The sequence below is a fragment of the Halobacterium noricense genome (assembly GCF_021233435.1).
GTDB classification, from domain to species: Archaea; Halobacteriota; Halobacteria; order Halobacteriales; family Halobacteriaceae; genus Halobacterium; species Halobacterium noricense.
Window position 1 is genome coordinate 2,312,833 of the sequence record NZ_CP089468.1, and the last position, 14,520, is coordinate 2,327,352.

13 protein-coding genes are annotated in these 14,520 nt (G+C 68.6%); 9 read left to right on the plus strand and 4 right to left on the minus strand.

The annotated features are described in order from the left end of the window. Positions 1–195: 195 nt before the first annotated feature. The 3 genes from LT974_RS12355 to LT974_RS12365 are packed head-to-tail and all read right to left on the minus strand — an operon-like array spanning position 196 to position 3,909. A complete protein-coding gene (locus LT974_RS12355) occupies positions 196–1,251 on the minus strand; it encodes a hypothetical protein (protein WP_232587941.1) in 1,056 nt (351 codons plus the stop codon). 42 nt (positions 1,252–1,293) lie between these two features. Beyond that, a complete protein-coding gene (locus LT974_RS12360) occupies positions 1,294–1,965 on the minus strand; it encodes a DUF1405 domain-containing protein (protein ID WP_232587942.1) in 672 nt (223 codons plus the stop codon). Between the two features lie 51 nt (positions 1,966–2,016). Continuing rightward, positions 2,017–3,909 (minus strand): formate/nitrite transporter family protein, encoded by a 1,893-nt coding sequence (locus LT974_RS12365; RefSeq protein ID WP_408611686.1) that lies wholly within the window; start codon positions 3,907–3,909, stop codon positions 2,017–2,019. A 121-nt stretch (positions 3,910–4,030) separates the two neighbouring features. Here LT974_RS12365 and pdxS point away from each other — a divergent pair, with 121 nt between their 5' ends. Beyond that, entirely contained in the window at positions 4,031–4,939 is a 909-nt protein-coding gene (pdxS, locus tag LT974_RS12370; RefSeq protein WP_232587943.1) for a pyridoxal 5'-phosphate synthase lyase subunit PdxS, read from the plus strand. 247 nt (positions 4,940–5,186) lie between these two features. Here pdxS and LT974_RS12375 read toward each other — a convergent pair whose 3' ends face one another. Continuing rightward, positions 5,187–5,933, minus strand: a complete 747-nt coding sequence (locus LT974_RS12375) for a hypothetical protein (protein ID WP_232587944.1) — start codon at positions 5,931–5,933, stop codon at positions 5,187–5,189. A gap of 387 nt (positions 5,934–6,320) precedes the next feature. On the opposite strand from LT974_RS12375, the gene LT974_RS12380 reads away from it, so the two are divergent. The 8 genes from LT974_RS12380 to LT974_RS12415 all read left to right on the plus strand — a co-directional run bounded on the left by LT974_RS12380 (position 6,321) and on the right by LT974_RS12415 (position 14,514). Then, on the plus strand, positions 6,321–7,520 hold the full coding sequence (locus LT974_RS12380) for a LeuA family protein (RefSeq protein ID WP_232587945.1): 1,200 nt from the start codon (positions 6,321–6,323) through the stop codon (positions 7,518–7,520). A gap of 253 nt (positions 7,521–7,773) precedes the next feature. Further along, complete coding sequence (gene ilvB / locus LT974_RS12385; RefSeq protein WP_232587946.1) at positions 7,774–9,552, plus strand: biosynthetic-type acetolactate synthase large subunit; 1,779 nt, start codon at positions 7,774–7,776, stop codon at positions 9,550–9,552. Next, positions 9,549–10,178 carry an acetolactate synthase small subunit gene (gene ilvN, locus LT974_RS12390; RefSeq protein ID WP_232587947.1) on the plus strand — a complete coding sequence of 210 codons (630 nt, stop codon included), beginning with the start codon at positions 9,549–9,551 and terminating at the stop codon, positions 10,176–10,178. Before ilvB ends, ilvN begins: the two co-directional genes overlap by 4 nt. Beyond that, entirely contained in the window at positions 10,175–11,230 is a 1,056-nt protein-coding gene (ilvC, locus tag LT974_RS12395; protein WP_232587948.1) for a ketol-acid reductoisomerase, read from the plus strand. Before ilvN ends, ilvC begins: the two co-directional genes overlap by 4 nt. After that, complete coding sequence (locus LT974_RS12400; protein WP_232587949.1) at positions 11,223–11,456, plus strand: hypothetical protein; 234 nt, start codon at positions 11,223–11,225, stop codon at positions 11,454–11,456. Before ilvC ends, LT974_RS12400 begins: the two co-directional genes overlap by 8 nt. Further along, positions 11,449–12,873: a 3-isopropylmalate dehydratase large subunit gene (gene leuC / locus LT974_RS12405; protein WP_232587950.1), complete on the plus strand. Its 1,425-nt coding sequence runs from the start codon at positions 11,449–11,451 to the stop codon at positions 12,871–12,873. The genes LT974_RS12400 and leuC overlap by 8 nt, the downstream gene beginning before the upstream one ends. Beyond that, positions 12,870–13,532 carry a 3-isopropylmalate dehydratase small subunit gene (gene leuD / locus LT974_RS12410; RefSeq protein WP_232587951.1) on the plus strand — a complete coding sequence of 221 codons (663 nt, stop codon included), beginning with the start codon at positions 12,870–12,872 and terminating at the stop codon, positions 13,530–13,532. The genes leuC and leuD overlap by 4 nt, the downstream gene beginning before the upstream one ends. Next, positions 13,525–14,514, plus strand: a complete 990-nt coding sequence (locus tag LT974_RS12415) for an isocitrate/isopropylmalate family dehydrogenase (protein WP_232587952.1) — start codon at positions 13,525–13,527, stop codon at positions 14,512–14,514. Before leuD ends, LT974_RS12415 begins: the two co-directional genes overlap by 8 nt. Positions 14,515–14,520: the final 6 nt, after the last annotated feature.

Here is a 14,520-nt window from a genome sequence, read left to right on the forward strand (position 1 = left end):
AGCCCTCGGCCCGCTCGCGGTCGTTCGCTCGCCGCGCGCTTCGTTCGCTGCGCTCACTGCAGTGCTTACGTCGCGAGACGACCAGGCAAGCGCGAGCGCGCCTCGCCCTTTCGATCCGCCGGAAATCGGAGATTTCCGAGGGCTCGGGAGAGCTGTGCTCTCCCGGCGACCGCCAGGCTACCGGCGACTCGGCTGCTACAGTCCGAATCCAGTGTGGTCCTCTGGCGGGGCAATCGGGCTCTTCGGTGGTTCTTCGGGGAGTTCGGGGTCGTTGTAGGCGCCGGGCGCGACGTCGTTCGGGCCGGCGGGGTAGAAGAGGCCGGCGAGTTCCTGAATCTGGCCGCGGCCGACCGAGAGTTCGAACTGGCCGCCGCCGTAGAGCGCAACGTCGTGCTCGAACGCCCAGTCGAGCGTCTCGAAGAGGGATTCGAGCGTGCCGAACCGGGAGGGTTTGACGTTCAGCCAGCGCACGTCGAACGGCGTGTCGAGCACGTCGTCGAGGCCGTGAATCGGGGCATCCCACGCGACGCGGTCGGCGTGGTCGGCGACGACCTCGCGCGTGGCGTCCGTGACCGCGGGGTCCTCGACGGTGGCGTCGGGGAACGTCTCGAAGACGCGCTCGTAGAGGTCGGGGTCCGGGGCTTGGTCGACGTCGGTGCCCTCGTAGTGGCCCTTCAGGTCGAGCACGCGGACGGCGGCGGTGTCGGCGAGGTACTCGAACGTCTCGTCGGGCCACTCGCCCGTCGGGTCGAGTTTGAGTTCGGCGTCCGGGTAGCGGTCGAACAGCGCCGCCACGCGCGACGTGTCGCCTTCGGGGAGGCGGCTGCTGACGACGAATCGAACCGGGTCGAGCGTCCGATCGAGGCGGTCGGCGAGCGTCTCGCCCGCCTGCCGGAGCGCGAGGTCGAGCGCGGCGGCCTCGAATCCCCAGCGACGGTAGTGCTGGAAGGCCTCGCGTGCCGGGTCGTCGACGGGCCAGAGGTCGGTCTCGTCGAGGACTGTGGAGAACTCCGCGAGTGTGTACTCGCCCGCGAGGTCGAACGCTTCGCCCTCGGGTGTTTCCGTCTCGTGTTTCTGGAGCGCGTCGTGGTGGACGGCTTCGTAGGTGACGTCCTCGCCGCGGCCGGTCTCGCCGGCCCCGGAGAGCGAGACAACCGTAGTGGCGCGCGTGAACGCGGGCGTCTCGCGCTCCACGCGGTCGAGGGTGACGGCCTCGACTGTCAGGGGGAGGTCGGCAATCGCGTCGTACATGGCCGGACAGACGACGGCGAGCGGGAAAAAGCCGGCAGGAACTCAGTCCGCGAGCCGGGCTTCGAGTGTCTTCACGCGCGTGGCGAGCGCGAGGAACGTCGCGAGGAGCGTGAGCGCGACCGCGGCGGCCGCGGCGAGGTCGTGGGCGGGAATCGCGTGGCCGAGTCCCGCGACGACCTCCGCGCGCAGGAGCGTGTGGTGGGGGCCGCCCGCGACGGTGACGAAGTAGTCTACGACGTCGTTGAAGCCGTGCCACGCCGCGGCGACGGCAACCGCGCCCACGGAGAACTTGGCGTAGCGGTGAATCACGAACGCCTCGACGGCCATCCCGAGGTGGCTGAGGACGAGGAACCAGTACATGATCCACCAGAGGTCGCCCTGGCCGTTCACGACGAGCTGGACGAACGGCGTCCACAGCCCGAGTTTGATGCAGCCGAAGAAGGCTAGCGCGTGCAGCCAGTCGGCGTCGACGTCGAGCTTGTACGCGGCCAGCGACAGCCCGATGAACAGCGTCGCGACGGGGCTGTCCGGGACGACCGGCCACGCCAGCATCGGCGTGGCTTCGAACTGGACGCGGTAGTACCAGAACCCGAACGCGGTGCCCGCGAGGTTGATAGCGACGATGACCCACGCCAGCCGAAGCGCGACGTCCTCCAGCCAGCCGGGCAGCGGCGCGAGATACCACGGGAGGTCCGACCGGGACGGCAGCGACATGTCCGGGGCGTCGCGGGACCGCCGCATAGCTCTGACGGAAACCGGACCCGGCTACCGGCCGAACAGCCGTTCGAGGATGCTGCGGTCGGTCGCGCGCTCCGCGAGAATCATCGACGTGTCGACGTCCTGGACGATGTCGTAGTGGAGGGCGTTCTGGGCGAGGCGCGCGAGCAAGCCCTGGGAGGTCGCGCCAATCAACAGCAGCGTGTGGTCGCCGCACCCGTTGGCGATGGCGGACTCGACGTCGCCGGAGTCGTCGACGCGGAACGTCGCGTCTTCGAGGCCGTGGTCGGCCGCCCAGTCGGCGAGGAACTGTTCGCCGGCCTCGTGGTCGTCGGGGCTGTCGACGACCCGGAGGAGCGTGACCTCCGAGCCGGCAGTCTGGCGGAGGATTCGTGCGACCTCCGCGTTCAGGTCGGCGTGGGGGTTGTCCGCGACCGGGAGCAGGATGCGCGAGGCGTCGAGCCCGCGGTCCCTGAACACGAGAACGTCCGAGGGGAGTCGGTTCGTGAGTTCGTCAAGCGGGCGTTCGGCGCGGCCGTTCGACCAGAGGCGGTCGTCGCCCCACCCCATCACCATGAGGTCGGCGCGCTTGCGCTTCGCGACGTCGAAGAGTTCCTCGAACGAGCGGTGCGAGACCACGGTCGACGTCTCGCAGGGGACGTCGTAGCCCGCCGCGCGCTCGCGGATGTCGGCCATCAGTTCGTCGGAGTCCTCGACGATGCGCTCGTGCTGGTCGACTCGGTAGCCCCGCGGCGTGCGGTCGGGCATCTGGACGATGTGGACGACGTGGACGCTCGCGCCGGGCTTCCGACTGGCGAGCGTGCACGCGAGGTCCACGAGGTTGGTCTCCGTGCGGGGGTTCGATATCGGGACGACGATGCGGTACTCGTCGGCTTCCGCGAGCGCTTCCTCGCTGGTGTGGTCGATGAGGGGAACGTACGACCGGCCGACGAACCCGCCGAACAGCCACTCGCGGATGGAGAGCTGGCGGTCGGAGCCCTCGAAGCGCGCGGACGCGAGCCGGTGTTCGGTCGTCTGGAAGTAGTTGACTACGGTGACGAGCACAACGCCGCCGATGGTGTTCCCGAGCAACACGGGGAGCACGAACTCCCAGAGGCCCGTCGTGACGGACAGCGACCCCTGGAAGACCAGGTACGTCATCTCCGTGAACGAGACGACGGAGTGGTAGAGGCCGCCGAGCGGAATTGCGAGGAACGCGATGTAGACGACGACCATCCGGGAGATGGTGTCGCGGGCGGCGTACTCCACCCAGACGACGCCGGCGACGACGAGGCCAGCGAACGCGGCCTTCGAGAAGAGGCTCCACCACGGCGTCGAGACGCCCTTCTCGCCGAGGTACACCGCGACTTCGGCGGCCTCCGGGGAGATGACGCCGCCGAACGCGAGCGCGGCCGCGCCGAGCGCGCCGCCGAGGAAGTTCCCCGCGAGCACGACCGACCAGTTGCGCAACAGCGCGGGAATGCTGGCGAGGCGTTCCAGCGTCAGCGCGACCGGCGGGAGCGTGTTCTCGGTGTAGAGCTGGTAGCCGCCGATGATGATGTAGATGAAGCCAAGCGGGTACAGCAGCGCGCTCAGGATGGGGTCGCCGTCCGTCGTCGCGGTCAGCGAGACGTACAGCATGAACGTAATCGTAATCGCGAAGCCGGCCGCGAGCGCGCTGAAGAACAGTTCGCGGCTGCCCGAGGTGATTTCCTCGTCGGCGGCCGCGATGATGCGCTGGAAGATTTCGTTCGACGTGAAGCGGTCGCGGACGACCGAGCCGACCGCGGGCGCGCCGCTGCGCGAGCGCTCGATCGCCTCGCGGACCGACTCCTCGGGGTCGGGTGCGTCCGGCGACGCCAGGTCCACGTCCGTGTCCCCCTCCGGGGGGTGCTGGGCGTCGGGCGCGGGTGGCGCGTCCGAATCGTCTCCGTCAGCCATTACCGGGGCGTCGGCGGGGTCGCCCTAATCGTTTGCCATCGCAGCGGCCGCCACGGACCGAGCCCGCGGCGGGCGTTCCGCAACCAACCCAATTAAGCGGCGGCGCACGCAACACCCTCGTATGGCTACCGAGACCGACCTGGAGGACTTGCGGCGCGGCAGCGACCTCGTGAAACGCGGGTTCGCGAAGATGCAGAAGGGCGGCGTCATCATGGACGTGGTGAACGCCGAGCAGGCGAAAATCGCCGAGGAAGCCGGCGCAGTCGCCGTGATGTCCCTGGAAGCGGTGCCGGCGGACATCCGCAAGCGCGGTGGCGTCGCGCGGATGGCCGACCCCGCCGACGTCCAGGAGATTATCGACGCGGTCTCCATCCCGGTGATGGGGAAGTCCCGCATCGGCCACACGAAGGAGGCCGAGATTCTGGAGGCCGTCGGCGTGGACATGATCGACGAGTCCGAGGTGCTGACGCCCGCCGACGACAAGTACCACATCGACAAGCGCGAGTTCACGTCGCCGTTCGTCTGCGGCGCGCGCAACCTCGGCGAGGCGCTCCGGCGCATCGACGAGGGCGCGGCGATGATTCGCACGAAGGGCGAGGCCGGCACCGGCGACGTGAACCAGGCCGTCCACCACCAGCGCACCATCAAGAGCGCCATCCGCGAACTCGAAGGGCTGACCTACGAGGAGCGCGAGCACTACGCCCGCGACATCGAGGCGCCCGCGGAACTCGTCCACGAGACCGCCGAGATGGGGCGGCTCCCGGTCGTGAACTTCGCGGCGGGCGGCATCGCGACGCCCGCGGACGCCGCCTTGATGATGCACCACGAGTGCGACGGCATCTTCGTGGGTTCGGGCATCTTCGGCGCAGAGGACCCCGAGTCGATGGGCCGCGCCATCGTCGACGCCGTGAACAACTGGGACGACCCGCAGCGCCTCGCCGAGATTTCGGCGAACATCGGTTCCGGCATGAAGGGCGAGGCGAACGTCGATCTCCCCGAAGAAGAGAAGTTGCAGGGCCGCGGGAACTGACGGCGTCGCCGCTCAGCGTTTTGGGTTCTTCTCATTTCTCTCTCGGCGGCCGACAGCGACAGCAATCCATCAACCGCAGGGTGGGACTGAAAGGGGCGGCTGGCTTCGGGAAGCACGGCGACGTAAGCACTACAGCGACCGAACGAAGTGAGGGAGCGAAGCGCACAGCGAGCCGCGCGACCGAAGCCAGCCGGGGCTTTCGAGAAAGCGTCGTTCGCTGGTGTCGCTGCAGTGCCGTCGACGAAGCCTAGAAGCCGCCGTAGCGGATGTACACCATCGTGGCGACGACGGCGAGCTGGAAGACGCCCTGGATGCCGCCGAGTTTGGCGTTGCGCATGCCGATGTCGGCGATGACCTGGGTGTCGGGGTGCTCGGAGGTCATCTGCTGGTACATCCGGACTTCGCCGGGCATCAGCACGCCGAACCCGAGCACGTTGAGGACGGCGACGATGGCGAGCGCGACGACGAAGACGGGTTCGGTCCACCCGAAATCCGGGAGGGTAGTGGCGAGGAACGCGAGGGAGCCGACGAGGACGACGCCGAACCACGCCTGCCAGCGCCAGTCGCCGAACGCGTCGAACTCCCAGCCGACGAGCAGCAGCGTCGGGACGAGCGCGACGAACGTGAAGATGGCGAGCCAGGCGTAGGCGTGCGAGAAGAGCCCGGGCAGGCGGAGCGCGAGCGTGATGCCGCCGGCGATGGTCACGGCCGACAGCGACGGGAGGAGGAACGACGTCTTCGGGGTGAGTCGCTGGAAGACGCTCGCGCGCTGTTCGACGTCGAGGCCGCCGAGGACGGGGCCGAGCACGAGCGCGATGAAGACGTCGATGCCGGTCCAGAGGATGCCGGCCATGACGTGGACGTACGTGTGATGGACGACGTTTGCGAACGTCGTTGCGTAGACGAGCGCGAATAGCGGGATGCCGACGACGGCGACGGCGAACGCCGGGTTCGCGCGCTCGGCGAGCCCGCGAATGGTGCCGCGGATGCTCATCTGACCACCGCAGGGGTGCCGCAAGTCCGGAGTCGATGCGTTCTGGGTGTGGCCTGTCGGTGTTGCACACTGACCACGTTTCAATCACGTATCATAATCGTTACGCAGGCCGCGAAGGGGTGTGGTGAGCGCGCGCACGCCGCGGCCCCTCCACGAATGTCCGGTTTCCACCCCCGAAGCAGGGGGCGACTCGGACGTTCGGACATTCAGGCGTATGTAGTGGGTAATGTACCTAATATCACCTTTGACGTACTGCAGTCGTGCGGTTCTCGTGTTTTCGGCGGAACGATGATGCAGAATTCTCGCGGGCAAGTATCTGTCGAGGGAAAACACGTAAATAGTCGGGGCTCCGCGAGACTGGTACGATGTCTCACAACGAGGCGCCCGGTGCAAGTCCGGGGGAACGAGTTCTTCCAGGGCACGTTAGCCCAGCGTAACGAATTCGAGACGGTACGAATCTTCGACACCACGCTGCGTGACGGCGAGCAGACGCCACGGACCTCATTCAGCTACGACGACAAGCGCGCCATAGCGGCCGCGCTCGACGACGCGAACGTCGACGTCATCGAGGCCGGGTTCCCGGCCAACAGCGAGCAGGAGGCCGAGGCGGTCGCCGACATCGCGGCTTCGACAGAGGCTACCACGTGCGGGCTGGCCCGCGTCGTGGAGTCCGACGTCGAAGCAGCCGTGGATGCGGGCGTGGACATGATCCACGTCTTCGCGTCCACGAGCGACGTGCAGATCGAAGACTCGATGCATAGCACGCGCGAGGACGTCGTCGCACGCTCGGTCGCGGCCGTCGAGCAGGCCGCCGCGGCCGACGTCGAAGTGATGTTCTCGCCGATGGACGCCACGCGCACGGACCCCCAGTTCCTCGCCGAAATCGTCGAAGCGGTCGACGACGTCGGCGTCGACTGGATCAACATCCCGGACACCTGCGGCGTCGGGACGCCCAAGCGGTTCGGCGAGCTCGTCGAGTACGTCGGCCAGCACACCGACGCACACATCGACGTGCACACGCACGACGACTTCGGGCTGGCCACCGCGAACGCCCTGACGGGCGTGGAGTACGGTGCCCACCAGATGCAGGTGTCGGTGAACGGTATCGGCGAACGCGCCGGCAACGCCGCCTTCGAGGAAGTCGTGATGGCCGCCGAGAGCCTCTACGGGGCGGACACCGGCATCGACACGACCGCCATCACGGAGCTCTCGAAGCTGGTCTCCGAGCGGTCGTCGGTCCCGGTCCCGGTGAACAAGCCCGTGGTCGGCGCGCACGCGTTCGCCCACGAGTCGGGCATCCACGCCGCTGGCGTCATCGAGAACAGCGAGACGTTCGAGCCGGGTGTGATGACCCCCCAGATGGTGGGGGCCGAACGCGAAGTCGTGCTCGGGAAGCACACGGGCACACACGCCGTCCGCGACCACCTCGAAGACGCCGGGTACGACCCGACCGACGAGGAGGTACGCGAGGTCACGAAGAAGGTGAAAGCTCACGCCGGCGATGACGAAGTCGTCACCGACGCTGTCCTCCGCGCGTTCGCGGGTGAGGTCGGTATCGAACGCGCCACGGAGGAGGTGACGGCGTAATGCCGTCCGGCAGGTATTGCGCCCCCAGCAACGGCTTTATCACCCGGGCCCGCTTATCGGAGCACGATGCTGCCGCAGGCCGCACACACGGGTCTTCTCGCGGGCAGCGGTGCGATTGTCGGTATCGTAGGGGCGTAAGCTCCCCTACTACCACTTCTCCACGAACCCACCGGATTCACCGACAACCGACAGCCACCGCAGCATCCGCCATGACACAGTCCACACAGAACGCGACACCGCAGGAGGGGTATCGATGACAGACCACGGCGCAGTGACCGAACCCGGCGACGCCGACGACGCGACCGCCGACGAGCCGGCCGAGGACGGAGAGCCGACCGAATCCACGGCACAGACGGGCGCGGAGTCCGTCATCGCGTCGCTGGAGACGGCGGGCGTCGAGACGGTGTTCGGCGTGCAGGGCGGGGCCATCATGCCCGTCTACGACGCGCTCTACGACTCCGAGCTCGACCACGTCACGATGGCCCACGAACAGGCCGCCGCGCACGCGGCCGACGCCTACGGTGCCGTCAGCGGCGACCCCGGCATCTGTATGGCGACGTCCGGGCCGGGCGCGACGAACCTCGTGACGGGGCTCGCAGACGCGGACATGGACTCCGAGCCCGTCGTCGCACTCACCGGGCAGGTGCCGACCGACCTCGTCGGAAACGACGCGTTCCAGGAGACGGACACGGTCGGCGTCACGACCCCCATCACGAAGTCGAACTACTTCGCGTCCAGCCCCGACACGGTCGGCGAGGACGTGAGCACGGCGTTCGCGCTCGCCAACCACGGCCGACAGGGGCCGACGGTCGTCGACCTGCCGAAGGACGTCACGACCGGCGAGACCGACGTCGACCCCGTCGAGCCCGCGGTGCCGGACACCGTCGACGTGCAGACGCACGCCGACGACGAGGGCGTCGCGGCCGCCGCGCAGACCATCGTGGACGCCGACGAGCCCGTGATTCTGGCGGGCGGCGGCGTCGTCAAAGGTGACGCCACCGAGGAGCTGTACGCGTTCGCGACCGAGCACGAGATTCCCGTCGTGACGACGATGCCGGGCATCGGCGCGTTCCCCGAGAACCACGACCTCGCCATGGAGATGGCGGGGATGCACGGCACCGGCTACGCGAACATGGCCGTCACGCTGACCGACTGCCTGCTGGCGGTCGGCACGCGCTTCGACGACCGCCTCACGGGCGGCGTCGACTCGTTCGCGCCGGACGCGGAGGTCGTCCACGTCGACATCGACCCCGCCGAGATTTCGAAGAACATCGAAGCCGACCACCCACTGATCGGCGACGCCGGCACCGTCCTCGACCAGTTGGACGAGGCGATGCCGGGCTCGCCCGAGACCGGCGAGTGGGTCGAGCAGTGCCGCGAGTGGCAACAGGAGTACCGCCTCGACTACGCGGCACCCGAGGACGAGCCGCTGAAACCCCAGTACGTCGTCGAGGCCGTCGACGAGGCGACCGCCGACGACACCGTCGTCACGACCGGCGTCGGCCAGCACCAGATGTGGGCCTGCCAGTTCTGGACGTACACGGAGCCGCGGACGTGGGTGTCCTCCCACGGCCTCGGCGCGATGGGGTACGGGCTGCCGTCGGCCATCGGCGCGCGCGTCGCCGCTGACGACGACCAGTCCGTCGTCTGCTTCGACGGCGACGGCTCGTTCCTGATGACGTGTCAGGAACTCATCGTCGCGGTGCGCGAGCAGATGGACATCACCGTCTTCGTGTTGAACAACGAGGCCATCGGGATGGTCCGCCAGTGGCAGGACGCGTTCTTCGAAGGCCGCCGGATGGCCTCGGAGTACCCGTGGGTGCCGAAGTTCGACACGTTCGCGGAGGCGTTCGGTGCGGACGGCTTCCGCATCGAGGGGTACGACGACGCCCCCGACGTCATCGAGGAAGCGCTCGCCACCGACGGTCCCGCCGTGGTCGACGTCTACATCGACCCGACCGAGGACGTCTACCCGATGGTTCCCTCGGGCGGCGACAACGGCCAGTTCGCGCTCTCGGAGGAGCACCTATGAGTGAACGAAACACCGAACGAGACGGACTGCCGGGACCAGCGCCCGAAGACCGCCGTCGGCCGAAGGGACGGCGGAGCTCACAGGGCATCCGCATCGACCCCGAAGCGGAGGCCGAGCACCCACCGCGGCGCACCGTCATCTCCGCGCTCGTCGAACACGAGCCGGGCGTGCTCGCGCGCGTCTCCGGGCTGTTCAGCCGGCGGCAGTTCAACATCGAATCGCTGACCGTCGCGGACACCCAGAACGACGACTGGGCGCGCATCACAGTCGTCGTCGAGGAGCCCGACCCCGGCATCGACCAGGTCGAGAAGCAGTTAGAGAAGGTCGTCCCGGTTATCCACGTCCGCGAACTCGAAACCGACGCGGTGACCCGCGAGCTCGTGGTGGTGAAAGTCGACGCCGACCGCCCCCACGAGGTCCACGCCATCACGGAGATGTACAACGGGAAGACTCTCGACGCCGGCCCGCGGACGATTACCGTCGAGTTGACCGGCGACGAACAGAAGATAAACGACGCCATCGACGCCTACCGGCAGTTCGGCATCCGGGAGATCGCCCGGACCGGGCAGACGGCGCTGGCGCGTGGCGAGACCAAGACAGCAGTCGTTCCAGACCACCTCAAATGACAGCAGAAGACGCAGACTTCACGCAGCCAGTGTACCACGAATCGGACGTCGACCGCCGCTACGTCGACGACAAGACCGTCGCCGTACTCGGGTACGGCAGCCAGGGCCACGCGCACGCCCAGAACCTGGACGACAGCGGGGTCGACGTCGTCGTCGGCCTCCGCGAGGACTCGTCGTCGCGGTCCGCGGCGAAAGCCGACGGCCTGCGCGTCGAGACCCCGAAGCAGGCCGCACGCGAGGCGGACGTCGTCTCCGTGCTCGTCCCCGACACCGTGCAGCCGTCCGTGTTCGAGGCCATCGAGCCGGAACTGGACGCCGGCGACACGCTCCAGTTCGCGCACGGGTTCAACATCCACTACGGCCAGATCGAACCGCCGGAGGACGTCGACGTGACGATGATTGCACCGAAGTCCCCCGGCCACCTCGTGCGTCGGAACTACGAAGCTGGCCAGGGCACCCCGGCGCTGCTGGCCGTCTACCAGGACGCCACGGGCGACGCCCAGCAGGAGGCGCTGGCGTACGCCGACGGCATCGGCTGCGCTCGCGCGGGCGTCGTGGAGACGACGTTCCGCGAGGAGACCGAGACCGACCTGTTCGGCGAGCAGGCCGTCCTCTGTGGCGGCGTCACGAGCCTCGTCAAGACCGGTTACGAGACGCTCGTGGACGCCGGCTACAGCCCCGAGATGGCGTACTTCGAAGTGCTGAACGAGCTCAAACTCATCGTGGACCTGATGTACGAGGGCGGGAACTCCGAGATGTGGGATTCGGTTTCGGACACTGCGGAGTTCGGCGGCCTCACGCGCGGCGACGAAATCATCGACGAGCACGTCCGCGAGAACATGGAGGACGCCCTCGAAGCGGTCCAGAACGGCGAGTTCGCTCGCGAGTGGATCGCGGAGAACCAGGCGGGCCGGCCGTCGTACCGCCAGCGCCGGCAGGCCGAGCAGAACCACGAAATCGAGGCGGTCGGCGAACGCCTCCGCGAACTGTTCTCGTGGGCCGACGACGAAGCCGACATCGGGCAGGAGCCGGAGGTGTCCGCGGATGACTGAGCAGACGCTCGCGGACGTCAGCCAGCGCAACCCCGAGGCGCCCGACGGCGTCGGCTCGGTGTTCCGACGTGGCCCCGTGGTTGCCGCAGACGGAGGGAAGCGCGCGGCCGAAGAACAGACGATGAAAGACGTCGACCAGACGCCGCCGGCCGAGGACGCGGGTGCCAACCCCGTCTGGGAGCGCGGCGGCGAGCCCGTAGCGGACGAGGACGGACGCGATGAGTGAGAACACGCTCTACGACAAGGTCTGGGACCGACACGAAGTGACCGAACTGCCGACCGGACAGTCCCAGCTGTTCGTCGGCCTCCACCTCATCCACGAGGTGACGAGCCCGCAGGCGTTCGGGATGCTCAAAGAGCGCGACCTCGACGTCGCGTACCCCGAGCGCACGTACGCGACCGTCGACCACATCGTGCCGACGGCCGACCAGTCGCGCCCGTACAGCGACGACGCGGCCGAGGAGATGATGAGCGAACTCGAAGAGAACGTGCACGCGGCGAACATCGACTTCGCCGACCCGACGACCGGCCGGCAGGGCATCGTGCACGTGGTCGGCCCGGAGCAGGGGCTCACCCAGCCCGGGATGACCATCGTCTGTGGGGACTCCCACACGGCGACCCACGGCGCGTTCGGCGCGCTCGCGTTCGGCATCGGGACGTCCCAGATTCGGGACGTGCTGGCGACCGGCTGCGTCGCCATGGAGAAACAGCAGGTGCGTCGCATCGAGGTCACCGGCGAACTCGACGACGGCGTGACGCCGAAGGACGTCATCCTCCAGGTCATCCGGAAGCTGGGCACCGACGGCGGCGTCGGCTACGTCTACGAGTACGGCGGCGAGGCCATCCGCGACATGGACATGGCGGGCCGCATGAGCATCTGCAACATGTCCATCGAGGGCGGTGCTCGCGCGGGCTACGTCAACCCCGACGAGACCACCTACGAGTACCTGGAAGGCCGCGACCGCGTCCCCGACGGCGAGGAGTTCGCGGAGCTCAAACGCTACTGGGAGTCCATCGCGTCGGACGCGGACGCCGAGTACGACGACGTCGTGGAAATCGACGGCGACGACCTCGAACCCACGGTCACGTGGGGGACGACGCCCGGCCAGGGCATCGGCATTTCCGAGGAAATTCCCGCGCCCGAGGACCTGCCCGCGGACAAGGAGGACAGCGCACGCGCCGCGCAGGAACACATGGACGTCGAGCCCGGCGACACGATGGCGGGCTACCCCATCGACGTGGCGTTCCTGGGGAGCTGTACGAACGCGCGCCTGCCGGACCTCCGGGAGGCCGCGGAGGTCGTGAAGGGCCACGAGGTCCACGACTCCGTGCGCGCGATGGTCGTCCCGGGCAGCCAGCGCGTCAAAGCCGCCGCCGAAGCCGAGGGCCTCGACGAAGTGTTCGAGGAAGCCGGCTTCGACTGGCGCAGCGCGGGCTGTTCGATGTGTCTGGGCATGAACGAGGACCAGTTGGTCGGCGACGAGCGGTGTGCGTCGTCGTCGAACCGGAACTTCGTCGGCCGGCAGGGCTCGAAGGACGGCCGCACCGTCCTGATGAGCCCGCCGATGGTCGCCGCAGCCGCCGTGACCGGCGAGGTCACGGACGTGCGTGAACTGGAGCGCTTCGAGGAGGTGCGCGCATGAGCGGCGATTCCGGGCCTGCCGATACCGTCAAGCACGTCTCCGGGACGGGCGTTCCCGTTCGCGGGAACGACATCGACACGGACCAGATTATCCCCGCGCGCTTCATGAAGGTCGTCACGTTCGACGGCCTCGGCGAGTTCGCGTTCTTCGACGTCAGGTTCGACAGCGCGACTCCGGAGGAGTCGCGAGACGGAGACGGCGGAGCCGTCGAAGCGGACAACCCCAAAGAGCACCCGTTCAACGAGGACCACTTCCAGGGCGCGTCCGTCCTGACGGTGAATTCGAACTTCGGCTGTGGCTCCTCCCGCGAGCACGCGCCGCAGGCGCTGATGCGCTGGGGCATCGACGCCATCGTCGGCGAGTCGTTCGCCGAGATTTTCGCGGGGAACTGCCTCGCGCTCGGCATCCCCACCGTCACCGCGTCTCAGGAGGACGTCGAAGCCCTCCAGGACTTCATCGACGAGCACCCCGACGAGGAAATCGAGGTCGACGTCGTGAACGAGGAAGTCCGGTACGGCGACACGGTCGTCGACGCGGAGGTCGACGACGCGCAGCGGCGCGCGCTCGTCGACGGCGTCTGGGACACGACCGCGCTGATGGGCGCGAACGCCGACACCGTGCGCGAAACCGCCGAAAGTCTCCCCTACACGGATGTCTGAGGAGATTGCGGTCATCCCCGGCGACGGTATCGGGCAGGAAGTCGTGCCCGTCGCCGTGGACGTCCTCGACGCAGTCGGGGACTTCGACTTCGTGCACGCCGACGCCGGCGACGCGGTGAAAGAGGAGACCGGGACCGCCCTCCCGGCGGAGACGCGAGCGGCCGTCGAAGCCGCGGACGCGACGCTGTTCGGCGCGGCCGGCGAGACGGCCGCGGACGTCATCCTGCCGCTGCGCTCGGCGGTCGAGTCGTTCGTCAACATCCGTCCCGCCCGCGCGTACCCCGGTGTGGACGCGCTCCGCCCGGAGACCGACGTGGTGTTCCTCCGGGAGAACACGGAGGGCGTCTACGCGGGCCACGAGGACGACCTCAACGACGACCTCTCGACGCTCACGCGCGTCGTCACGTCGTCGGCGTCCCGGCGGCTCGCGGAGTTCGCCTGCGACTTCGTCGAGGCGGGCCGCGGCCCCGACGGGACTGACGGTTTCACGGTCGTCCACAAGGCGAACGTGATGCGGAAGACGGACAGCCGCTTCCGCGACGGCGTGCTCTCCGTGGCCGACGAGCAGGGCGTCGCGACCGACGAGGAGCTGATGGACGCGTTCGCGACGCGGCTGCCGCTGTACCCCGACGACTACGACGTGGTCGTCTGTCCGAATCTCGCGGGCGACGTGCTCTCGGACCTCGCAGCCGGCCTCGTCGGCGGCCTCGGCCTGCTGCCCTCGGCGAACGTCGGCGAGGAGCGCGGGCTGTTCGAGCCCGTCCACGGCACCGCGCCGGACATCGCTGGCGAGGGCGTCGCCAACCCCGGCGCGACCGTGCTGTCGGCGGCGATGCTGCTGGAGTTCCTCGGCTACGACGCGGACGGCCAGCGCGTCCGCGACGCCGTCGAAGGCGTGCTCGCGGACGGTCCGCGGACGTCCGACCTCGGCGGCGACGCTACCACAGAACAGGTCGGCGACGCGATTCTCGACCGGCTGTAGCGGCTC